Origin of the sequence: Mucilaginibacter sp. UR6-11 (genome assembly GCF_020880695.1) — a bacterium.
GTDB lineage: Bacteria > Bacteroidota > Bacteroidia > Sphingobacteriales > Sphingobacteriaceae > Mucilaginibacter.
The window spans coordinates 625472-649471 of the sequence record NZ_JAJIWO010000002.1 but is presented as its reverse complement, the minus strand read 5'-3'; the positions used below and the strand labels follow the sequence as shown (position 1 = coordinate 649471).

Here is a 24000-nt window from a genome sequence, read left to right as displayed (position 1 = left end):
TACTATTAATCTTATTGAAGATGAAAAAGATATTTATATATACTGCACTTATTTTTGCGGGTGTAGTTCTTTCAACGGGTTGCAGAAAGGATTTCGAAAAGATAAATACCAACCCGGCCACCTATAATCAAAGCAACTTTGACCCCAATTATTTATTGACCAGTGCACAACTGGGTTATTCTGGCAGTTCAGATTTTAGCTATGACACCTGGCGGGGTAATTTGATTTACTGTTCAACCATGATACAGGGCCTTTCAACTGTTATCAGCTACTGGGCGGGCGATAAATACATTTTAAACTCAGGATATACCGCTGCTTACTGGGGCTTTTCTGGCAACACACCAACGGCGGGTGACGGTGCATACCCGGAGCAGGTAAGGCCCATTGTTGATGTGGTACAATCAACCACCGGCAAAGCCGGATACAAAAACCTGCACCAAATTGCCCGTATCATGAAGGCGCTGATTTTTGAACGTATAACTGATCTATATGGCGATGTGCCTTATTCACAAGCCGGTATTGGGTACTATGAAAAAAACTATTTCCCGGTTTATGACAAGCAACAAGCTATTTATACTGATTTGTTAAAGGAGATATCAGATGCGACTACACAACTTGACCCTGCCGCTGATAAACCAACCGGAGACAAATACTACAATGGCGATATTGCTAAATGGAAAAAATTTGGCAATACCCTTTTATTGCGTGTAGCCATGCGTTTAAGCAAGGTTGATCCAGTAACAGCTAAAACGTATGTTCAAAAAGCAATTGGCAACACCATGGCCAGCAATGCTGATGATGCTTTTTTTATGGGCGATGCCTCGGGCGGGCGTAACACTATTAACCGTAACAGCCAGATACTTTTGGGTGATGGCGGCCAGGAAAATTACTACACCCGCTGGTCAAAAACATTTATTGATTTCTTAAAAACCAATAACGATCCGCGTCTGTCAAAAGTGGCGGTGACTAACTTGTATATTGATGAAAACACTAAAACTCAAAATCCGGCTGCTAATTCAACAGCTGCCGTGCAAAAGGGTATGCCTAACGGTAAAGACCTTAGTGGCATTGCTGCACAGGATATACGCCAGGATCCAAGTTTTACAGCCTTTCCTGATTATTCATCGCCAAGTCCTAATCTGATAAAAAGAGGCGGCCCAACTTTTGTGTTAACCTATGCTGAGTCTGAATTATTGTGGGCCGATGCCGCTGAACGTTTTGGCCTGGGCGGCAGTGCAGCACAACATTACCATGATGGGGTGGTTGCATCAATGACTTATCTTGGCGAATATGACCCGGCCGCTGCAGTTACAATAACTGATGCCGAGTTATATATGTTGGCGCACCCGTATGTGTCAGCAAATGGTTTACAAATGATAAACACCCAATATTGGGCGCTAACTAACACCATGCTTGATTTTTATGAGTCATGGTCAAACTGGAGAAGATCGGGTTACCCATTATTGGTACCTGTAAATTATCCAGGTAATAATACCGGTGGCACTATCCCGCGTCGTTTCCCCTATCCTATTACCGAGGCCGGAACAAATACTGCAAACTACAATGCGGCACATAATGCTGTGGTAGGCGGTGATGTACTTACATCACGTGTTTGGTGGGATAGTAATTAATATTTGATTGTTGGATCCCCGCTATAAAAAGCGGGGATTTTTTTATCTATTTATTCAATCTCGACAAACGACCGCTGTATAAATATCTAAACCGCCTTGGAGGCATATTAATTTAATTATGCCAATCTGTTATATTTACCGTTTAGTAATACAAAGTCAATGAAATATTTATTACCGGCCTTATTGTTTTATATCACTATAGCTACCACAGTATCGGCACAAAAAAAAACTATTGATGCTACTGCTAATGGTATAAACTTAAAATGGGAAACGATTGAAAACAACTATAATAACAAGCCCCAGGCACATGCAGCACTAACATTTAGTATGCAAAAAGGCACCTGGTTACCTGCAAAAGGTTGGAAAATATATTTCAATTTCGATGAGCCTTTAGTACCCGAATCAATTACCGGCAATATAGAAGTGACGCATGTAAACGGTGATCTTTATTACTTTTCGCCAAATTCAAATTTTACCGGCATAAAGGCCAGCGACTCATTACGGATTGAGATGGTGGCTTTAAATTGGTTAACTAATGTGTCCGACACTCCACAAGGCTTCTACCTGGTTTGGGATAAAGCCCCAGGCAAAGCATACGCCTTAAAAACGCCATTTTTGATACCTTCGACCCAGTCAAAACAACTTAATCGTACACCAACCGATCTGGTAGCGGCAAGCAATCCCGCATTATTATTTGAGCAAAATAAAACCATCCGCAATATCTCTGCAGACAGTCTGGTCAAAATATTCCCTACTCCTGATAGCTATGAGCCAATTAACTCAACTTTTAAGCTGGATGGCGGTGCAAATATTATAGCCAATAGCTTATTTAAAAACGAAGCCGCGTTATTACGTACCGGGCTTGCAAAACTTTTAATTACTACCACCGCGGTTAAAGATCCAAACAGGAAGATCAAACTTATTTACAAAGTTATGCCCGCCGAAGCTTATGAGTTAAGCGTAGACAATAACGCGGTAACTATTTCGGCGTCATCAGGCGCTGGTATCTTTTATGGGATACAATCTTTTAAAACTTTACTACCCGCCGCCGCATGGCGTCGTCCGCAGAAAATTATTTTGCTTCCTGGCCTCAACGTTGCAGATAAACCAAGATTTAGTTACCGTGCGGTTATGCTGGATGTAGCCCGAAACTTTCAGCCGAAAAAGGAGATTTTAAAACTGTTGGATGTAATGGCGCTTTATAAACTAAACGTATTGCATTTTCATCTTACAGATGATGAAGGCTGGCGGTTAGAAATTCCAGCCCTCCCGCAACTAACGGCTGTCGGCGGTAAAAGAGGCCACTCTATAAATGAACATCAGAATTTACAGCCATCGTTGGGTTCAGGTCCGTCTGTACGCAATACTTCGGGCACTGGTTTTTACAGTAAAGCTGATTTTATAGCTATACTAAAATATGCCACCCAAAGACATATCACCGTAATCCCTGAAATTGAAGGGCCCGGTCATGCGCGCGCGGCCATTAAAGCTATGGATGCACGTTATAATTTCTACGTCAGTCAAAATAAACCCCAACTGGCAACACAATACCTGTTACGCGACCTGAAAGACAGCTCAAAATATAGCTCCGTCCAGTATTATACTGATAATGTAATAGATGTGTCGCTGCCATCAACTTACCTGTTTATTGAAACTGTTACTACTCAGCTACAACAGATGTATTCGGAAGCCGGTGCCCCGCTTAAAACCATCCATTATGGCGGCGATGAAGTGCCGGCGGGTGTTTGGGAAAAATCCCCGGCATTTTTCAGCTTAATGAGGGCTGATACAACTATTAAAAGCACCGATGACCTTTGGGTCTATTACTACGGAAAAGTTAATAAAATTTTGCAGGACCACCATCTATATCTTACCGCCTGGGAAGAAGTTGGCACCAAAAAGGTAATGCAAAACGGTAAGAAAATATCTGTTATTACCCCCGCACCCGCCAATCAAAATATCCACCTTGAAGTTTGGAACAATGTTTTAGGTTGGGGGTCAGAAGATTTGGCTTATAAACTGGCCAACAATGGCTATAAAGTCATTTTATCGCCGGTAACCAACCTGTATTTTGATATGGCTTACAATAAAGCTTTTGACGAGCCGGGATATTATTGGGGCGGTTACGCCGACGTTGACCGTCCGTTTAGTTTTATACCCTACGACTATTTTAAAAACACAACAAAAGGCCGAATGGGTGAAACACTGAATCCTGTTGCTTTTGCAGCTAAAGAAAGGTTGACAGCCACCGGCATTGCCAATATAATTGGTTTGCAGGGTGCTTTATGGGCCGAAACATTAAAAAGTCCGCAACGGATGGAATATATGCTATTACCAAAATTACTGGGCCTGGCCGAGCGCGCCTGGGCAAAAAACCCGCACTGGGCCGTAGAAACAGATACTTTAAAGAGCAAAGCGCTATACCAACAGGCCTGGTCGAACTTTGTTAATGTATTAGGTAAGCATGAACTGCCGCGCCTAAATTATTATGCAGGGGGATTTAATTATCGGATACCTTCACCAGGCGCAATAGTTGAGAATGGGCAGGTGGTAGTAAATACCCAGTTACCTGGCTTAAAAATCCATTATACAACGGATGGCACAGAACCTTCGGCAAACAGCCAGGTATACACCGGCCCAATAAAGAATAAAGGAATAATAAAGTTAGCCATATTTGACAGTACCGGGCGGCAGGGTAAAACCAGCACCATCAACAATTAAAAACAAGTTCTGCATATGGGCTTGTACATCAATACAGGCTTTCTTTTTTTAATAATTGGTGTTCCTATTTATTAAAAAAGCTATCCATCACCGCATATCTTTTGGCATTGGTTTCGGGGCGTGATTGACTGTCTTCATTAATTATCATTATACGTGGGTTGCCACTTTTAAGGCGTTCCCAAACCGGTAAGCCGGTACCGTTAGGGTTGGTTGTTTTAACAAAGTTTACAAAGTAGTTTTGCATAGTCTCTGAAGTCTTATAGTCATCAGGTGTCCAGGCGTATACTTTATTGGTTGGTAAGTTCCCCAAAGCAAATTCAATTTCTGAAGCGTGCGCGGCGCCCATCGAGTGATCTGCAGTACCGGCTGGCGCACCAACCATAACGGGGCGCTTACGGGTAAAAAAATAGCGATATACCGGTTTATTGCCCGTTTTAGTTTGCATATCGATAAATTTCCAGGTAGCGTAGGCAATGAAGCGGTCTGAAGCCAGATCGGTGGCTGCTTGTGCCACGTCGGCGTCTGTGGCCGGGGCGTAAACATTTAAGATATCCTGTGCGCGGTCATTATATAATTTTTGTACGCTTAATTTATAATTATCCAATGTTGGGTTTAACGAGCCAAGCACACCGCCCGGGCCTGATTCGGCCGAATTCCAGCCCGCTAAAAGCGGGATATCCATTTGTTTACCGGCATTAAAAATTGCCTGCGGCGACAGGGTCAGGAAATACCCGTCAACGGCAATCGGGAAACGCCCGCGGGCGGAAATCTTAAGTAACGAATCGGCAGAGATCTTACGAAGATCAGCTAAAGATCCGGCACCGATAGACGCCGCAAACTTTACCCCGATTTCTTCCGCATCAGCCAAAGATGTTGGCGACAAATTACCTAAAAGCGAACCGCTCTCACCTATTGCTGCTCTGAAAAGTCCTTTTGATAACGGTGAAGCTACCTGCCCACATACCGACATTGATCCTGCCGATTCGCCGCCGATTGTTATCTTATCCGGATCGCCGCCGAAAGCAGCTATATTTTTTTTGACCCAAACTAAAGCTGCATGCTGATCAAGCAGGCCATAATTTCCTGAAGAATGGTGTGCCGACTCGGCAGTAAGTTCAGGATGAGCCAGGAAACCGAATATTCCTAAACGGTAATTAACAGTAACCGTAATGATCCCTTTTTTTGCCAGTGCCTCGCCATCATAACGATATTCAGAGCCATCGCCGGCGTTAAATCCTCCGCCATAAAAATAAACCAACACCGCCAATTTCTGGCTGGCGGTTTTAGCTGGAGTCCATATGTTAAGATACAAACAATCTTCGCTTTTACCATCGCTTCTAAACCTCATATCCCCGTAAATTGCACGTTGCATGGCTTGCGGGCCAAAATGATCTGCCTTGCGAATGCCTGTCCAGTTTAAGGGGGGCTGCGGTTCTTTCCATCGCAGTTCGCCAACGGGTGGCTGCGCAAACGGAATACCTTTATAGGATATAATGCCGCTAACTTCAGTAACACCCTGCAGTGTGCCATTGGCGGTTTTAATCTGCGGATTTTGGGCATAAATATTCATGCTGGTAAGTATGAATATTAAAAGAAAGATCTTTTTCATGCTGATTTTGGATAAAATATAATTGGTTAGGCAAATTTAATATTTACCTGCACATGCCGTACGCGAGCTATAACTTAATTATCCGAATTTTTCAAAAAGCGAAAGGTCAATTAAAACAGCAATATAAATGCAGATCCCTCGCCCTCAACAGATTGCACCTGGATATTACCTTTATGCAACATCATTATTTGCTTGCAGAGGCTAAGTCCTATCCCGCTACCCGACTTTCGGGTACTAAAAAAAGGAATGAAAATTTTATCAATTAACTCAGGGGGCATACCACTGCCATTATCGGCAATTTTTAAACACGGCTTGTTATTATTACCCGGTTCGGCACTTAAGGTTATAGACGGCTCAGACCGGTCTTTCACCGCTTCTATGGCATTAACCAATAAATTAATCAGAACCTGCTCAACTAAATTCAAGTCAATTTCAATAGCCATTTGCGTATCGCGCAGCACAATATTAAGCTCAATGTTTTTTTGCGCCAGGGTAGGCTGCATTAAGCTATTAAGGTTCTCAAACAAGTCGCGTACCAATACCCTTTTAAGGTCAAGCTTAGTGATTTTATTAAGGTTACGATAGCTTTCTGTAAACTTTAGCAATCCTTCGCTACGACGTTTAATGGTATCGATGCCTAATTCCAGATCATCAAGATCTGCATTGGTACTGGTTCCTATGCTGTAATGTTGCAGGCGGTTTTTCAAGGTATCTGCCAGGGACGAAATGGGCGCCACAGAGTTCATAATCTCATGAGTCATTACATTCAGCAGTTTTTGCCAGGCCTTAGACTCGGTTTCGTCTAAAGCTTCGCTTATGTTTTGAAACGCCAGCAACCGATAAATTTTATCATCACTACGCATGACGCTTACGGTAAGCAAAATTTTTATCATTTGCTTGTTACGCAATATAGAAATCACCTTGCTATCGCCAGGTTTTAATTTCATTGCTTCGATATACAAAGCCTCGTCGCGTTTTTGCAACGAGTAAATAGTTTTTAAATAAGGTATGCCAAATATTTTCTTAAATGATTCATTAAGCCAACCAATTTCGCCGGTTTCCTGCTCGTATGATATAATGCCGGTATCTACCAGTTCCAGTATCTTTTGCAGATAATGGTACTGTGTTTCGCGTTCGCGGCTTATTGCTTTAAACGTAGTATTGATCTCATTAAAACCTTTACGTAAGGGCTTAAGTTCGGTAGGTGCCCGCCCAACATCAAAATGGCGCGAAAAGTCGCGGTAGTGTACAGATTCAGCAAATTGCTCAACTTCATGCTGTGCCTTTTTTTGGAAGCTTAACAAATCAGCCAATACTAAAATAACCAACGGAACGGCTATCAGCAGGTACATGTACCAATGGCTAACTATAATTAAACTCAGGCCCAGAAGCGTTAAAAACAAGAGGGCAACACGTAGTAATATGCGTAATTCGTACCGCTTAAATATCATATTTACTTAGCCTCCTGTAGAGTGCAGTGCGGGTTAAACCAAGTTCTTTAGCCGCACGGGTGATATTGCCGTTATGCTTTTCTATTACCCGCAAAATGGTTGTTTTTTCCAGCATACTTAATGGCATGTCGTCAACAGGCTGTGGCTCAACCTGGCTGGTTTCTATTGATGAAAAAATTAAGTCGCCTGCCCGTAGCACGTTGCTGTCGGCCATAATAATAGCCCGTTCCATGGTATATTGTAACTCCCTGACATTGCCGGGGAAATGATAGTTGTCTAATTTTTGCAAAGCACTGTCATCAAAAGTTATAGCCGGCTTTAAGTACTTTGCCGCGTAGATGCCGGCAAAATGCCTGGCCAGCAGTATTACGTCGCCGTCGCGCTTACGCAACGGGGGCATGGTAACTTCAACCGTATTTATTCGGTAAACCAAATCTTTTCTAAATTTTTCATCATTTGCCAGCTCGTATAACGGCAGATTTGTGGCACAAATCAGTCTGATATCAATATCCGTGGCTTTATTACTTCCAAGCCTTGTTACCTGCCGGTTTTGTAAAACGGTAAGCAGTTTGGCTTGCTGTCTTAACGATATATTGCCAATCTCATCCAAAAACAAAGTGCCGCCGTTGGCATCTTCAAATCGCCCTGAACGATCCTCGCGGGCATCTGTAAATGCGCCTTTTTTATGGCCAAACAGTTCGCTTTCAAACAAAGTTTCGGTAAGCGACCCCACATCTACTTTGATAAAAGGTTTGTTTGCGCGTAAAGAGCGTTCATGTATCGCCTTTGCTATCAGGTCCTTGCCCGTGCCGTTTTCACCCAGTATCAGTATATTGGCATCGGTAGGTGCAATTTTATTAACCTTCAAAAAGATATCCTGCATTAATTGCGACTCGCCATGCAACAGTGTTAATGCACCTGCGTTTTTCGCCGACGTTGCTTTAACAGACTTGTCATTATCCTTTTTATCTAACAGATCTTTTATAACTTCTATTAGTTTGTCATTATGCCAGGGCTTTACCATGAAATCGGCGGCGCCTTCTTTTAATGAACGTACTGCCAGGTCGATATCGCCATATGCTGTTATCATAATAACAATGGCCCCGGGTTTCCATTCGCGCACTTTGCGCAGCCAGTATAAACCTTCGTTACCGGTATTAATTGCGCTGTTAAAATTCATGTCCAGCAAAATAATATCTATAGCGTTACGCTGTAGCAAGCTGTTCAGGTTTTCAGGGTTCTTTTCGGTTATAACCTCTTGTACTTCCGTTTTAAGCAAAAGCTTTACGGCAGTAAGTACGTCCGGATCATCATCAACAATTAAAACGGTGGCTTTTTTTAATAACATACAATACGTGAAAATACAATTAAATATAATAGCTATCTTAATAAGGTTTAGTCAATAATACTTCCATAAGCGTAAATAACTGTAAAACAATTTTTTGTATCGGGGAATGTAAAAACAACTGTATCAAAACCGTACACCTGTTGTTTCATAAACGAACGAATATTTTTAAAAAAACAAAGTATTTATTTGATTTACAGTTGCTTATATTATGGCACGTTGTTGTATAACCTAGTACATACAAATGAATCTGATTTTAATATCGTGGATAGAATAATTGAAAAGAAAAAGTGGAACACCAAGCGCATATTAACCATATGCGGCATAACCGTCTTAGTTTTATTGATCGGCGGCAGCATCTATTTTACTTCGGGTAAAAGCAAACTTACGGTTGATACCGAGCGGCTAACTATCAGCCAGGTTACAAAGGGGCCTTTCCAGGTTACTATACCTGTTAACGGTATAGTAATGCCTATTACCACTATTTACCTGGACGCCGTTGAAGGTGGCCTGGTAGAAGCTAAATATGTAGAAGATGGTGCCAACCTTAAAAAAGGCGATCCGATATTAAAACTTTCAAATACCGATCTGGAACTGAGCCTTGCCAACCAGGAAACCAACGTTTATGCGGCCCAGACACAAATGCAGATATCGCATAACAATGCACAGCAAAACACCATCAGCAAGCTAAATCAAATGGCCGATGTAGATAATGCCTACAAAGAAGCTGAGCGTTTATATAAGCTGAACAAACATTTATATGAACAAAAAGCCATTGGCCAGCAGGAATATCAGATTGCGCTTAATACTTACCAGTACCAGTTAAACCGCAAAAAACTAACCAGCCAGATCTTGAAGCAGGATACTTTGCTCACCAAACAGCAAGACATCCAAACTAAAGAGCAATATGCACAAATGCGCAATACCTTGAACCTGATGCGAAAGAAGGTATCTGATCTTATTGTCAGAGCACCTATTGATGGCCAACTTACCTCTATGGACTCGGAAGTGGGACAAAACAAAAATAAGGGAGAACGTTTGGGACAAATCGACGTGTTATCAGGATATAAAGTACGTGTTGACGTGGACGACCATTACATATCGCAGATATACATAGGATTGACTGGCACATTTACCTTCGCAGATAAAAATTATACATTAAAGATCACCAAAGTATTTCCTCAGGTAGCCAACGGAAAGTTCCAGGTAGATATGCAGTTTGTCGGAACGGCGCCAACAGGCATCCGCAGGGGCCAGACACTGCAGATATTACTGGCACTTAGCGACGAAACACGACAGGTACTATTACCAAAGGGCGGCTTTTACCAGCAAACAGGTGGCAACTGGATCTTTAAAATGAGCGAAGATGGCAAATCTGCCTATAAAGTTGATATACAATTAGGACGGCAAAACACTGATTATTATGAAATATTACAAGGCCTTAAACCGGGCGATAAAGTCATAACATCAAGCTATGAAACCTATGGCGATATACAGGAACTGATATTAAATAAATAAGACATTAAATTAACGTGCCCTTTTGGGCAGGAGGCTCACATGATAAAAATTACTGAATTACAAAAGTATTACCGCACCGAGGAGGTGGAAACCATCGCCTTAAATAAACTATCAATTGATGTTAAAGAGGGTGAATTTGTTGCCATAATGGGTCCTTCGGGATGTGGCAAATCGACCCTGCTTAACATACTGGGGCTACTTGATGACCCGGATGGTGGCAGTTATCTTTTTAACGGCATTGAGGTTGCTGATTTTAACGAACGCAAACGTGCCGATTTGCGCAAACATAATATTGGATTTGTTTTTCAAAGCTTTAATTTGATTGACGAGCTAACTGTATTTGAAAACGTTGAGTTGCCTCTGATCTATACAGGCGTACCCGCTTCTGAGCGCGTTGCACGCGTTGAAAAAGTGTTAGATAAAATGCAGATCATGCACCGCCGTAACCATTATCCGCAGCAGTTGTCAGGCGGCCAGCAGCAGCGTGTGGCGGTTGCCCGCGCCGTGGTTAACAATCCAAAGTTAATCCTTGCAGATGAGCCTACCGGTAACCTTGACTCAAGCAACGGCAACGAAGTGATGGAATTGCTGACTGACCTTAACGAGCAGGGAACAACTATTATAATGGTTACCCACTCAGAGCATGATGCCCGTTATAGTCATCGGATCATCCGTTTGCTGGATGGACAGACCGTTATGGAAAATATCATGATATAAAATAAAAAATATGCCTCCTAAACAATTACAATTAGTTAGTTAAGTGCTTCCGGCCCTTCCTGCTTAGGAAGGGCCATCGGAAGATTAAACCAGCCAGCCATGATCAAAAATTATTTTAAAATAGCCCTCAGAAACATTAGCCGTAACTTAAGCTATACCTTTTTAAACATTTTTGGCTTGACATTGGGCGTGGCATCATGCCTTACCATCTTCCTGATTGTACGTAACGAGCTTAATTACGATAACAGCAGCAGTAAAGCCAACCGCACTTACAGGGTAACCTTAAACGCTTTGGATTTTAATTCTAACATCTCTTTAGCTGTTCTGCCTGCTTTACGTAATGATTTCCCGGAGTTAGAACATTCAACCCAGGTTTTTTACCAGCCCGACGCTACGATGCAGGTTGGTCAAAATCGCTTCCGCGAAATCAACCTGGTACTTGGCGATAACCAGCTAACACAAGTTTTTGAATATAAATGGCTGGCAGGTGATGAAAAAACTGCGCTAAGTCAACCCAACAGCGTAGTGTTAACATCGACCATAGCCAAAAAGTATTTTGGCAACACTGATCCGATGGGCCAGGTAATAAAATTTGGTGATCAGGCAACTAAAGTAACCGGTGTAATTCAGGATCCGCCAACCAATACCAGTCTGCCGCTTAACCTGATCATTTCAATGAATACATTTTTTAAGCAACCATCAACTGAATTTTGGAATATATCGGGCGGCAGTTATGCTTACGTTGTTATTCCTGAACATTATTCTATTAAACAGTTACAAAGCAGGATGCCCGCTTTTATAAAAAAAAATTGGGGAGCAGATATAGCTAAAGATGCCAGGTTACTTATGCAGCCTTTAAGAGACGTCCACTTTGACCAGCGCTATATCAACAACATTGTAACACCAACTTCAAAAGATACTTATTATGCCTTAATTGGCGTAGCCTTATTGATCATTATCACGGCCTGCATCAACTTTATAAATCTGGCAACTGCCCGTGCTATAAAACGTGCTAAAGAGGTTGGCGTACGTAAAGTTTTAGGTGCTAACCGTGGGCAACTCATTGGCCAGTTTATGGGCGAGATTACTATTTTAGTATTAACGTCAGTTATACTTGGCGTTGCTGTCTGTGCATTATTTTTAGCTAAGGCCGGTACCTGGATGAATATTACGATAAGCGCGGGCCAGCTTTTGCAGCCTGAAGTTTTGGGTTGGATAGCTGCTATTACCGTTTCGGTAATTTTATTTGCCGGTCTTTATCCGGCATTTGTTCAATCGGGCTTTCAACCGGCTGATTCGTTTAAGAATAAAGTTTCAGCTTCTAAAGGCGGTTTAAGCTTACGTAAAGCTTTGGTAGTTGCACAATTCTCTATATCGCAAATAATGATCGTGGGCACGCTGATCGTAGCTCATCAAATGGATTTTTTCGAGAATCAGGATCTTGGTTTTAATAAAGATGCTGTAATATCAGTAAGAATGCCGGTAAAAGAGAAACGCGAGGTTTTTGAGCAGCATTTGGCAACAATGCCCGGCGTAAAAAGTTATTGTGTTTCTTCCGGGTCACCATCTTATAACAATTCATGGGCGCCGTTTTCTGCGCCGGCACTTGGCTTTCCAAAAGATAATGTTACCGAACTAAAATTCATTGACGAAAAGTATACCGATATGTTCGGCATGACTATGCTGGCCGGCCAAAAAATAACCCGCAAGGCCCCAACCGACAGCACAAATAAGGTAGTAGTTAATGAAACGCTGATGCATGACCTTGGCGTACAAGATCCGCAGAAATTCATTGGCCAGCTCATTAATGTTAGCGGGCAACAAGCTACGGTTATCGGTGTAGTCAAAGATTTTCAGAGCGAATCAAAACATAAAAAAATCAGAGCCTGTGTACTTCAATATAATGTCGACAGGTTTCGCTCGGCATCTATTCAGTTACAGCCCGAAAATATGCCGGCAACTATTGCCGCTATTGGCAAGCAATGGAGCCAGCTTTTCCCGGACGATGTATTTAAATATGAGTTTATTGACGAGCACATTGCCGCTATGTATAAACAGGAACAAAAAGTTTTTACTGCATTTCAACTCTTCTCATACATAGCTATACTAATTGGCTGTCTGGGTTTGTACGGACTGATATCTTTCGCGGCATCGCAGCGCACCAAAGAGGTTGGTATACGTAAAATTTTAGGCGCCTCTGTTCAAAGTATTATTGGCCTGTTTACCCGCGAATTTGTGCTTTTAATAGCAGTTGCTTTTCTAATAGCCGCGCCGCTGGGTTATTATATGATGCACAAATGGCTTCAAAATTTTGCTTATCACATCACCATCGGCCCGGCTATATTTTTTATAGCCATAGCATCATCATTAGTTATTGCGGCGCTTACCACCGCCCACCAGGCGGTAAAAGCCGCTTTGGCTAACCCGGTTAAAAGTTTAAGAAGCGAATAGAGCATTTAAAAATATCATTATGATAAGGAATTACATTAAAACCGCATTCCGCGCCTTCACAAATAATAAGGCGTATAGTTTTCTTAACATCTTTGGTTTGGCTATCGGTATTGCTTGTGCAACGCTTATTTTTTTATGGGTTGAAGGCGAAGTCAATTTTGATAGCGTAAATGCAAAAAAAGACAGGCTGTACATTTGCCGGGAAAATGAAAAATATGATAGTTATGTATTAACCCATTCATCCACGCCAGGCGTAATGGGTCCCGCTATAAAAGCCGAGCTGCCCGGCGTGGCTAATGTATGCCGTACATCTGAAGATCCAGCCTCTTTATTATTTAGCGTTGGCAATAAATCTGTCTTTGTTTCTGGCAAATATGCTGAAGCCTCTATTTTTAGCATGTTTACTTTACCATTTGTACAGGGTAATGCCACATCGGCATTTGCACAACTACGGTCATTGGTAATTACAGAAAAAACTGCCAAAAAGTTTTTTAGTGACTATAAAAACGTGGTGGGTAAATCTATCAGGGTTGGCAATAAAACAGACTATATTATTTCCGGCGTCATAAAGGACCTGCCATCAAATTCTACGTTGCAGTTTGAATGGCTTATGCCTTTTAAATTATTTTATGACAACAGCCCTTGGCTATGGAAATGGAGCAACTATTCATTAAGCACTTATGTCGAACTAAAGCCTGGCGTAAATCCCGAAACAATTAATAAACAGCTTTATAACTATATACAACGACGTGAGCCCACGGCAATAGGGCATACTTTTTTATTTTCTATGAATGATTGGCACTTACGCGATTCATTTAAAGATGGCAAAATGACCGGTGGTGGCCAGATAGAATATATTCGTCTATTTACAATTATCGCCTGGATTATTCTTTTTATTGCTTGTATCAATTTTATGAATCTGGCCACAGCACGTAGCGAGAAGCGTGCGCGTGAAGTTGGGGTACGTAAAGTATTGGGAGCAGAAAAAAAATCGTTGATCCTGCAGTTTATAGCCGAGTCGATGTTCATGGCTTTTATGGCAGCTGTTGCAGCGGTGATAATTGTTTTATTGGCTTTGCCGGCATTTAATACATTGGTGCGCAAACAATTAACCATTGGGTTAAACAATCCTTATCATATTCTTGGCCTGCTGGTAATTACTGTGACTTGTGGGCTGATTGCAGGTAGTTATCCTTCGTTATATTTATCTTCCTTTAATCCAATAGCCGTATTAAAAGGCCTAAAATTAAAAAGCAGCGGTGCGTCCTTCGTCCGCAAAGGATTAGTTGTTGTTCAATTTAGCGTGTCTATAATTTTAATTATCTGTACCGTCATTGTTTATCAGCAAATACAGCATGTTAAAAGCAGAGAACTGGGTTTTAATAAAAACAACCTGATAGAGATGAACCTGCAAGGCCAGATGTCCGCAAATTTTAATGCGATTAAACAGGACCTGATCAATACCGGCTATGTTGAAAATGTAGCACTATCTGATCATGCAATAATATATGGCGGCAATAACACCAACGGAATGGCCTGGGACGGCAAACCCCCGGGATCAACGGTTTTAATATCACAACGATACGTAACACCTGAGTTTTTTGAAACATCAGGATTAAGGGTTCTGGAGGGAAGGAACCTTGCTGTAACAGATACCGGCCGGCCAATACGTATGCTGGTAACCAAATCAATAGAAAAACTAATGGGGAAAGGCAGTGCAGTTGGTAAAACCATGCATTATGAAGGCGATACAACAAAGGCTACCATAGTTGGTGTAGTGAACGATTACGTGTATGGCAATATGTACAATAAACCAGATCCGGTAATGTTTTTTATTACTCCGCCTAAAAATGCTGCTGTGATGTATGTGCGCACAAAGGAGCAAAAGGATATAGAAAAAACTTTAACTGCAATACAAGCTGTAATGAAAAAGGATAACCCCGCCTACCCGTTTGATTATCGCTTTGTAGATGAACAGTTTAATCAAATGTTTTTAAGCGAGATGCTTGTGAGTAAATTATCGCGCGTTTTTGCTGCGCTGGCCATTCTCATTTCTTGCCTGGGCCTGTTTGGCTTAGCTGCCTACACAGCCGAACGCAGAAACAAAGAGATCGGCATACGCAAAGTATTAGGCGCAAGTGTTAGTAGTGTTACCGCTTTACTTTCAAAGGATTTTTTACAGTTAGTAGTGTTGTCATGCCTTGTTGCATTCCCGATTGCTTATTGGACGATGTTTAGCTGGCTTAAAGGCTATCAATATCATATCAAAATACAATGGGAGGTTTTTATAATAGCGGGTATAGCAGGCATATTAATAGCCCTTGCTACTATTAGTTTTCAATCTATAAAAGCCGCTTTGGCCAACCCCGTTAAAAGTTTAAGAAGCGAATAAATAACTAACAACCTCGACCATGATTAAAAATTATCTGAAAACCGCCTGGCGAAACTTAATCAGCAAAAAATTTTATAGTGCTATAAACATTATTGGCCTTACAATTGGTTTGGCTGTTGGCCTGCTGATTTTAATATGGGTAAAGGATGAATTGAGCTATGACCGTTTCAACACTAAAATTGATCAGATCTATAAAGTAAACGCATCCATTGGTACGGGCGCAAGCAGGCAGGTTTGGGGGAACGTGTCTGCTCCGGTAGCCTTTCATGCACTTAAAGACGTACCGGGCGTAATTAATGCCGTGCGGATAATCCAAAATTATAACTACAGCACTTTCAGATACAAGGATAAAATATTAAGAGAAAATGGCAATAATTTGGCCTTTGTAGATGATAGTTTTTTTAAAATGTTTGATTTTAAGTTGTTGAAAGGCAATATCAATAAGCCGTTCATCAATGACCAGTCTGTCATTATTACAGAACGCACCGCAAAACGTTACTTCGGCAGTGTTGATCCTGTCGGCAAAACATTGATGGCTGATAGTAAAGATCCTTACACGGTATCAGGCGTCATAGCTGATTTTCCCGGCAACTCAAGCATTACCGGCAATATGTTATTTTCTATCGATCGTAAGCGTAAAGAATATGATGGCAAAGACTACTGGAAAGCAATGGATGAGGATTGGGGCAACTATTTTGCACAAACCTTTTTACAAATAAAAGCCAATGAATCTACCAAAGCTATTGGCGAGAAACTTACCCGGATCCATTTTAAATATCAAAAAAGCAAATCCTCAGATGGCGTTTTTCAGCTCCAGCCAATGGCCGATATTCATCTGTACAATCCCGATGGATCAGCAGCAGGTATACAAACTGTAAAAGTATTCTCTATTGTGGCCATCCTCATTCTGATTATCGCGTGTATTAACTATGTTAATCTTTCAACAGCGCGTGCAATGTTACGCTCAAAAGAAGTTAGCATCCGCAAAATTATCGGCGCCGACAGAAAACAACTTTTTATACAGTTTATTATAGAGACGGCTTTGTGTTTTACCATTGCGCTATTGCTGGCCTTTATACTGATTTATATATCTATGCCGCTTTACAACAAAATAGCAGGCAAACAAATGCATTTTGACCTGTTTAGCGCTAATGTTTGGCAGGTGGTGGCACTAACTGTAATTGCTACATTGGTTGCGTCAAGCATTTATCCGGCACTGCTTTTATCATCTTTTAAGCCTATTAGCGCACTTAAAGGTAAAATTTCGGGCGCAGGCAATGCATCTTTCCGTAAAGCTTTAGTGGTTTGTCAGTTTGCTTTTTCAATAGGGCTCATCATTGGTACCATTATTATCAACAAGCAATTAAATTATATCCATACCAAACAATTAGGATATGATAAAGAGCATGTTTTTGCATTGAGTATGCACAACATGCGCGACCACTATACGGCTATTAAAGCCCAATTGTTAACTCATCCAGAAGTGCTAAGCGTCACCGCCAGCGACAACAGCATTATTAACAGCAGCAGCAATACCGGCGATACCGATTGGGATGGAAAAGACCCAAACACGACTTTACTGATAAGCCCGTTTGAAATAGATAAAGATTTTTTACCGATGTTCAAGGTGCAATTTATAGCTGGAAGAAATTTTACCGCATCCAAATCTGATACAGCCAATTTTATTTTGAATGAAACCGCGGTTAAAATCACCGGAATTAAAAATCCATTAGGTAAAAGATTTAAACTTCATTCTTTGGACGGGACTATTATAGGTGTGGTAAAAGATTTTCATTTTGCCTCGTTAAAAGAAACTATTAAGCCCCTGATTTTTTCCTACCGGCCTACCGGCGACCAAATGTTTATAAAAACCAGTGGTAAAAATGCTACAGCAGCTATAAAACTGGCCGACAACTTCTGGAAGCAATACAATTCCAACTTTCCCTACGAATACACTTTTCTGGATGATACCTATAACGCAATGTACAAAACCGACCAACAAACAGGCATCCTGTTTGATATTTTTGCCGGCATAGCCATATTTATTTCATGCCTTGGCTTATTTGGACTGGCTACCTATACTGCACAGGTTAAAGTAAAAGAAATAGGTATACGTAAAGTGCTGGGAGCAAGTGTTGCCAATATAACCGCAATGTTGTCAAAAGATTTTTTAGTACTGGTGATCATTGCCTTTGCAATAGCATCGCCTATAGCTTGGTATATGATGAGTAAGTGGTTAATGGGTTACGCTTATCGTGCGCAATTACACTGGTGGATAATTGGTGTCGCTGGTTTTGCAGCTATTTTAATAGCGTTCCTTACCATAAGTTTTCAATCAATTAAGGCCGCGTTAGCTAACCCGGTTAAAAGTTTAAGAAGTGAATAAATTTATCTTTTATGGTAAAGCTATTTTAAAATCGCGCAGCGAAATTTAATGCGGCATAAAACATATTCGGCCATTAAGATTGGCTATTTGCTGCATAGGCGTTAAAAAAATTAGTGTTGGTATTCCATAAATAATTAAGTACCCAAAAAAACTTGTCATGATAAAAAACTACATTAAAACAGCCTGGAGAAACCTCTGGAAAAATAAAATCTTTTCTGCGCTTAATATTGCCGGCTTAGCAGTGGGTATGGCAGCGTGCATTGTTATTATGTCCTTTGTTTTTTACGAAAAGAGCTTTGATAATTTTCACACTAAAAATATTTACCGGTTAAATGAGGTGCAAAGTTTCCCCGGCATGGTATCGTCACAAAAGGTGGGCTTGTCTATGTACCCGATGGGGCCAACTTTAAAAAACGAGTTTCCACAAGTAAAGAATTTTACCCGGGTTAAGTGGAACGATAAATACCAGGTTACTTATCAGGATAAACGTATGTTTTTGCCACAAGCTTTTTCTGTTGACTCAACGTTTTTGCAAATGTTTGATTTCAAACTGATAGCCGGCGACCGTAAAACAGCGCTTGAAAAACCCAACAGTATAGTTCTTACCCAGGCAACAGCTAAAAAGATTTTTGGTGATGTCAATCCGCTTGGCAAAACCATTACCCATTACGGCAATGACACTGTGATATTTGCGGTAACCGGCATTTTACAGGATATACCTAAAAACTCACAAATGCAGTTTGATTGCCTTTTTTCGTTCAGCAGCGTTTACCACAAATGGATGAACCGCTGGGGAGGCAACTGGCTGGATACTTATGTTGAGCTGGCACCGGGAACTGACGCTACAATTTTAGAAAGCAAATTACCCGCGTATATGCTCAAATATTCAGGGCGGCCAGACATTACCAAGTTTTATAAGCTCTTTTTTTTACCACTTAAAGATGTACATGCAAACGCAGCTGATATAGGGCTAGATTACATAAACTATCAAAAGTTTGATAAAAAGGCCACTAATCTTTTCGCGATAATAGCGCTAATTGTATTACTGATCGCTTGTATTAATTTCATGAACCTGTCTACCGCGCGCTCGGCCGAACGGGCCAGGGAAGTAGGTGTGCGTAAATCAATAGGTGCACGTCGCCTTGAATTGGCGGTGCAATTTTTAAGCGAAACTATAATGCTGTCGTTATTTGCTTTGGTCGCAGGTATGATCTTAGTGTGGATATCCCTACCCTATATTAACAATTTAAGTGGCAGAGATATTAGTATTAACTTATGGGCCAGTCCGGGTACAGCAGCTATTATTATTGGCTTTACAATAGTTGTAGGGATCGTTTCAGGCATTTATCCGGCTGTTTATCTGTCATCCTTTAAGCCGGTACAAGTTCTTAAAGGATCAACCGAAAGCGGCGGTAATAAAGGAACTTTTAGAAATGTTTTGGTGGTGGGGCAATTTACCAGTGCAGTATTCCTGATGATTGCTACCTTTTTTGTAGTTAAGCAACTGCGCTATATGCAACAACAGGATCCCGGCTTTACCCGGGACCAAGTAGTAACCGTGCCGCTGGACGGTAACACCGACCAAAAATACGACGTTTTAAAACAGCAACTTTTAAGCAGTTCATTAATTACCGGAGTAACTGCAGCACAGGATGTGCTGGGAAGCCATTTAGATCAAACCGGCGTGACTTTTAAACCTAAAAACGGCCCGGCAAAACAACTGGCACTAACACAGTTAGTGGTTGATAATAATTACCTCAACTTGTTTGGCATAAAATTAATAGCCGGCAAAAATTTTTCGCCGGCAAAATCTGCCAGTGGTCGCGAATATATTATCAATGAAGAATTAGCCCATGAATTATTAAAAGATCAGCCTAAAAACACGCCGATAGCGTCACTTATAGGGCAATCATTCGGGAATGATTCGTTGGGTGTCATTACGGGCATCTCTAAAAATTTCAATTTTAACTCGTTGCATTATAAAGTTGAAACTATGTTTATGTTCAATCAGAGAAACTGGGGTTATAGTCAGTTATCGGTAAAAATAAATGGCGGAAAGACCAATGAGGCGTTAGCTTTTATCAAATCAGTCTGGACAAAAAACTTCCCGGACCGGCCGTTTGAATATCAATTTTTAGATGATCACTTTAATGATGTTTATAAAGCTGATGCCCAGATAAGTAAAATTGTGAGCATACTGGCCGGCTTAGCTATCATTATTTCATGCCTTGGCTTGTTTGGCCTGGCATCGTACGCCGCCGAAAAAAGAGTAAAAGAAATTGGCGTGCGTAAAGTACTTGGCGCATCGGTACAAAGTATTGTATTGCTGCTATCGGGTCAATTTGTAAAACTGGTTTTGATGGCTAACCTCCTCGCATGGCCTTTAGCGTGGTACGCAATGCACAAATGGTTGCAAAGCTTCGCTTATCGTATAGATATTAAGTTAAGCGTATTTGTTTTTACAGCCGTGCTGTCGTTATTCATCGCTCTTCTTACTATTAGTTTTCAGTCGGTTAAAGCAGCAATCGCTAACCCGGTCAAAAGCTTACGCAGCGAATAGAAATAGTAAACAGTTTAGGAAATATTTAACTGATAACATTATGATAAGGAATTACTTTAAAATAGCATGGCGCAATCTGTTAAAAAACAGGGCTTACAGCGCACTTAATATCGTTGGCTTATCGGTAGGGATGGCTGTGGCATTGCTAATAGGCTTATGGGTATTTAATGAATACTCATATGATAGGTTTTTACCTGATGCCGACCAACTATACCAGGTAAAAGTAAACTTTACCAGCCAGCATGATGGCAAGCACACCCAAAACGCTCTGGCCCTACCGTTAGCAGAAGTATTAAAAAAAGAATATCCTGAAATTAAATATGTTGCTCAATCTGATTGGAACGGAACGCATGGACTAATGGTAGGTACTAAAAAACTTTACTTAGATGGTTCGGCTGTTGGGTCAGACTTTTTAAAGATGTTTCAATTCCCGCTGATTAAAGGTAACGCAAATACGGTTTTAAAAGATACTTACTCCATTGTTTTAACACAATCAACAGCCAAAGCATTATTTGGGAATAAGGAGCCTATTGGGCAATTGGTAAAGATAGATAACCAAACCAACATGAAAGTCACCGGTGTTATCAAAGATCTCCCCGCCCACTCCTCTTTCAGGTTCAGCTATCTTTTTCCGTTTAGTTTTACAGAAACACAGGAGGGCTGGGGTAATACCAGCACCGACTGGGGTAAAAATTCATTCCAACTATATGCAATGTTACAGCCCGGTGTCCGTTATGAAAAAATTGCACCTAAAATAAAATGGATTATACGGGATAAGGCGCCTATGATGAGCCCTCTTAAGCCCGAGGTAATCATGCAACCGATAAAAGACTGGCATTTATATTCTGATTATAAAAATGGCGTACCCGTAGGTGGTTTTATTGATTATGTGCGCCTGTTTAGCATTATAGGTGTTTTAGTGCTATTAATAGCCTGTATTAACTTTATGAATCTATCAACCGCTCGATCAGAGAAACGCGCGCGCGAAGTTGGGGTACGTAAAGCCATGGGCTCCAAAAGAAGTGATCTGATCCTTCAGTTCCTAACCGAATCTGTTTTAATAACCTTCATATCTTTTGTGCTGGCCATAGTTTTAATACAATTGGCTTTACCTGCATTTAATGAGCTCACCGGCGAAAGCATTACTGTTCCTTATAATATTCCTGCATTTTGGCTGGCTATGTTCGGCTACATAATATTAACCGGCTTATTAGCAGGCAGCAGGCCCGCCTTCTATTTGTCGTCATTTAATACTATAAAGGTTTTAAAGGGTGCAATACAAGCCGGCAAAGCAGCTACACTTCCGCGCAAAATACTGGTTGTGGTACAGTTTAGCTGCTCAGTAACTTTAATAATTAGTACCGTAATTATCTATCAACAGATACAACATGCTAAGGATCGTCCGTCTGGTTATGATACAAACCGATTGGTGATGAGCGATATGAGCGATGATCTTAACGGTAACTATGATGCGTTGAAAAACGAATTAATGCAAACCGGATTAATAGAAGATGTAGCCAGGGCATCCAGCCCCGTTACTGATATTTATAGCCACACTACCGTTTTAAACTGGCCGCAAAAAAGCGCGACAGACGAAACTATCAATATCGGAACGGTCCGGGTGTCTGATAACTATTTTAAAACTGTAGGCATGAAGATCTTACAGGGTCATGATTTTTCGACATCGTGGCAGCGGGATACCGGCAGTGTTTTAGTAAACGAAGCCGCCGTTGCCAGGATGGGTTTAAAAAATCCGATTAACCAGGAAATAGGCTGGAATGGTGGGGCAGATAAGGTTAAGATAATTGGAGTTGTACAAAACGCTTTAATGGTCTCCCCGTTTACACCGGTTGAACCCGCAATTTTCAGTCATGGCAGGCGCGGCAATCAAACCCTTTACCGCCTTACAGCAAATGCTGATACCCATACAGCAATAGAAAAAATTGAAAAGATATTTGATAAATATAATCCTGCTTACCCTTTCACTTATCACTTCGCGGACGACGCTTACAATCAAAAATTTAACCTTGAGGTATTGGTAGGCAAATTAGCAGGTGTATTTGCTGCCTTAGCTATATTGATATCATGCCTGGGTTTGTTTGGTTTGGTGGCCTATGTTGCAGAACAACGGACCAAAGAGATCGGCATACGTAAGGTTCTTGGTGCCTCAATAGGGCAGGTATGGCTATTACTGTCTACGGATTTTATTGTGTTGGTATTTATCAGCTGCCTGATAGCATCACCAATAGCTTATTATTTTATATACAATTGGTTGTTAAAGTACGAGTACCGTGTAACCATCACTCCGTTCGTATTCATTCTATCAGGCGCAGCCGCTATTTTAATCACTTTATTCACCGTTAGCTTTCAATCGGTCAAAGCCGCGCTGGCTAACCCTGTTAAAAGTTTGCGGAGTGAATAGATGTGTATCAAAACCGTACACCTGCCGTGCAATAGCGAACAAGCCACCTACAAAATTTACAATACATTTATCTAACAATCAAATAGTTAACCGTTTGGTACATTAATTAATATAGCTATAACATGTTATCACTAAAAAACATCTCTAAATACCATAAAGCAGGGAGTTTAAAAACTACCATCTTAAACAATATCAACCTGGACGTTGATGCCGGCGAGTTTGTATCGATCATGGGACCATCGGGTTCGGGCAAATCATCGTTGTTGAATATAATAGGTATGCTTGACGAACCATCCGAAGGCTATCAATATTTTTTGAATGAGCCGGTGCATCAGCTGAAAGAAAAACAGCGCTCGGCACTTTATAAAAAAAATATTGGTTTTGTGTTTCAGGCTTATCATTTAATAGATGAGCTTAATGTTTATGAAAACATTGAAACGCCATTGCTTTACCAGGACGTTAAAGCTGCCGAGCGTAAAGCATTGGTAGCCGACATGCTTGACCGTTTCCAGATTGTCGGCAAAAAAGATCTTTTCCCATCTCAGCTTTCGGGCGGCCAACAACAATTGGTTGGTATTGCACGTGCGCTTATTGTTACACCCAAATTATTATTGGCCGACGAGCCTACAGGTAACCTAAACTCTAAACAGGGCGACGAGATAATGGAGCTGTTTAGCAAGCTGAATAAGGAAGGCATGACTATTATACAGGTAACTCACTCCGAAAAAAATGCAGCTTACGGTTCGCGCATTATTAATTTGCTTGACGGAACCATAGAATCATCAAAAAATATCTAA

The 24000-nt window shown here is 41.1% G+C and carries 13 protein-coding genes; 10 read left to right on the top strand and 3 right to left on the bottom strand.

Translation table 11 applies throughout. From position 1 onward, the window contains the following. The first annotated feature begins 20 nt into the window (after positions 1 to 20). On the top strand, positions 21 to 1631 hold the full coding sequence (locus tag LJ658_RS08095) for a SusD/RagB family nutrient-binding outer membrane lipoprotein (RefSeq protein WP_230545980.1): 1611 nt from the start codon (positions 21 to 23) through the stop codon (positions 1629 to 1631). Between the two features lie 159 nt (positions 1632 to 1790). Then, positions 1791 to 4352: a family 20 glycosylhydrolase gene (locus LJ658_RS08090; protein ID WP_230545979.1), complete on the top strand. Its 2562-nt coding sequence runs from the start codon at positions 1791 to 1793 to the stop codon at positions 4350 to 4352. A gap of 64 nt (positions 4353 to 4416) precedes the next feature. Here LJ658_RS08090 and LJ658_RS08085 read toward each other — a convergent pair whose 3' ends face one another. The 3 genes from LJ658_RS08085 to LJ658_RS08075 form a co-directional block, all read right to left on the bottom strand. Further along, positions 4417 to 5961, bottom strand: a complete 1545-nt coding sequence (locus LJ658_RS08085) for a carboxylesterase/lipase family protein (RefSeq protein WP_230545978.1) — start codon at positions 5959 to 5961, stop codon at positions 4417 to 4419. A gap of 110 nt (positions 5962 to 6071) precedes the next feature. Next, positions 6072 to 7412, bottom strand: a complete 1341-nt coding sequence (locus tag LJ658_RS08080) for a PAS domain-containing sensor histidine kinase (protein WP_230545977.1) — start codon at positions 7410 to 7412, stop codon at positions 6072 to 6074. Continuing rightward, positions 7402 to 8760 (bottom strand): sigma-54 dependent transcriptional regulator, encoded by a 1359-nt coding sequence (locus LJ658_RS08075; RefSeq protein WP_230545976.1) that lies wholly within the window; start codon positions 8758 to 8760, stop codon positions 7402 to 7404. The genes LJ658_RS08080 and LJ658_RS08075 overlap by 11 nt, the downstream gene beginning before the upstream one ends. A gap of 261 nt (positions 8761 to 9021) precedes the next feature. Here LJ658_RS08075 and LJ658_RS20530 point away from each other — a divergent pair, with 261 nt between their 5' ends. From LJ658_RS20530 to LJ658_RS08035, 8 genes are all read left to right on the top strand, one after another. Then, positions 9022 to 10275, top strand: coding sequence for an HlyD family efflux transporter periplasmic adaptor subunit (locus LJ658_RS20530; RefSeq protein WP_230545975.1), 1254 nt, complete (start codon positions 9022 to 9024; stop codon positions 10273 to 10275). Between the two features lie 39 nt (positions 10276 to 10314). Beyond that, positions 10315 to 10992, top strand: coding sequence for an ABC transporter ATP-binding protein (locus tag LJ658_RS08065; RefSeq protein ID WP_230545974.1), 678 nt, complete (start codon positions 10315 to 10317; stop codon positions 10990 to 10992). Positions 10993 to 11091: 99 nt separating this feature from the next. Next, positions 11092 to 13443, top strand: coding sequence for an ABC transporter permease (locus LJ658_RS08060; protein ID WP_230545973.1), 2352 nt, complete (start codon positions 11092 to 11094; stop codon positions 13441 to 13443). A 19-nt stretch (positions 13444 to 13462) separates the two neighbouring features. Further along, complete coding sequence (locus LJ658_RS08055) at positions 13463 to 15835, top strand: ABC transporter permease (protein WP_230545972.1); 2373 nt, start codon at positions 13463 to 13465, stop codon at positions 15833 to 15835. Positions 15836 to 15854: 19 nt separating this feature from the next. Continuing rightward, positions 15855 to 18221 (top strand): ABC transporter permease, encoded by a 2367-nt coding sequence (locus tag LJ658_RS08050; protein WP_230545971.1) that lies wholly within the window; start codon positions 15855 to 15857, stop codon positions 18219 to 18221. 157 nt (positions 18222 to 18378) lie between these two features. Next, positions 18379 to 20781, top strand: a complete 2403-nt coding sequence (locus LJ658_RS08045; protein WP_230545970.1) for an ABC transporter permease — start codon at positions 18379 to 18381, stop codon at positions 20779 to 20781. Positions 20782 to 20821: 40 nt separating this feature from the next. Beyond that, positions 20822 to 23203 (top strand): ABC transporter permease, encoded by a 2382-nt coding sequence (locus LJ658_RS08040; protein ID WP_230545969.1) that lies wholly within the window; start codon positions 20822 to 20824, stop codon positions 23201 to 23203. Positions 23204 to 23325: 122 nt separating this feature from the next. Continuing rightward, positions 23326 to 24000, top strand: coding sequence for an ABC transporter ATP-binding protein (locus LJ658_RS08035; protein ID WP_230545968.1), 675 nt, complete (start codon positions 23326 to 23328; stop codon positions 23998 to 24000).

What these genes read in the sequence shown, in the direction of transcription:
- LJ658_RS08040 (WP_230545969.1), top strand. Translation starts at nt 20,822, where the DNA reads ATGATAAGGAATTACTTTAAAATAGCATGGCGCAATCTGTTAAAAAAC.
- LJ658_RS08050 (WP_230545971.1), top strand. Translation starts at nt 15,855, where the DNA reads ATGATTAAAAATTATCTGAAAACCGCCTGGCGAAACTTAATCAGCAAA.
- LJ658_RS08075 (WP_230545976.1), bottom strand. Translation starts at nt 8,760, where the DNA reads ATGTTATTAAAAAAAGCCACCGTTTTAATTGTTGATGATGATCCGGAC.
- LJ658_RS08085 (WP_230545978.1), bottom strand. Translation starts at nt 5,961, where the DNA reads ATGAAAAAGATCTTTCTTTTAATATTCATACTTACCAGCATGAATATT.
- LJ658_RS08035 (WP_230545968.1), top strand. Translation starts at nt 23,326, where the DNA reads ATGTTATCACTAAAAAACATCTCTAAATACCATAAAGCAGGGAGTTTA.
- LJ658_RS08095 (WP_230545980.1), top strand. Translation starts at nt 21, where the DNA reads ATGAAAAAGATATTTATATATACTGCACTTATTTTTGCGGGTGTAGTT.
- LJ658_RS08055 (WP_230545972.1), top strand. Translation starts at nt 13,463, where the DNA reads ATGATAAGGAATTACATTAAAACCGCATTCCGCGCCTTCACAAATAAT.
- LJ658_RS08090 (WP_230545979.1), top strand. Translation starts at nt 1,791, where the DNA reads ATGAAATATTTATTACCGGCCTTATTGTTTTATATCACTATAGCTACC.
- LJ658_RS08045 (WP_230545970.1), top strand. Translation starts at nt 18,379, where the DNA reads ATGATAAAAAACTACATTAAAACAGCCTGGAGAAACCTCTGGAAAAAT.
- LJ658_RS08060 (WP_230545973.1), top strand. Translation starts at nt 11,092, where the DNA reads ATGATCAAAAATTATTTTAAAATAGCCCTCAGAAACATTAGCCGTAAC.
- LJ658_RS08065 (WP_230545974.1), top strand. Translation starts at nt 10,315, where the DNA reads ATGATAAAAATTACTGAATTACAAAAGTATTACCGCACCGAGGAGGTG.
- LJ658_RS08080 (WP_230545977.1), bottom strand. Translation starts at nt 7,412, where the DNA reads ATGATATTTAAGCGGTACGAATTACGCATATTACTACGTGTTGCCCTC.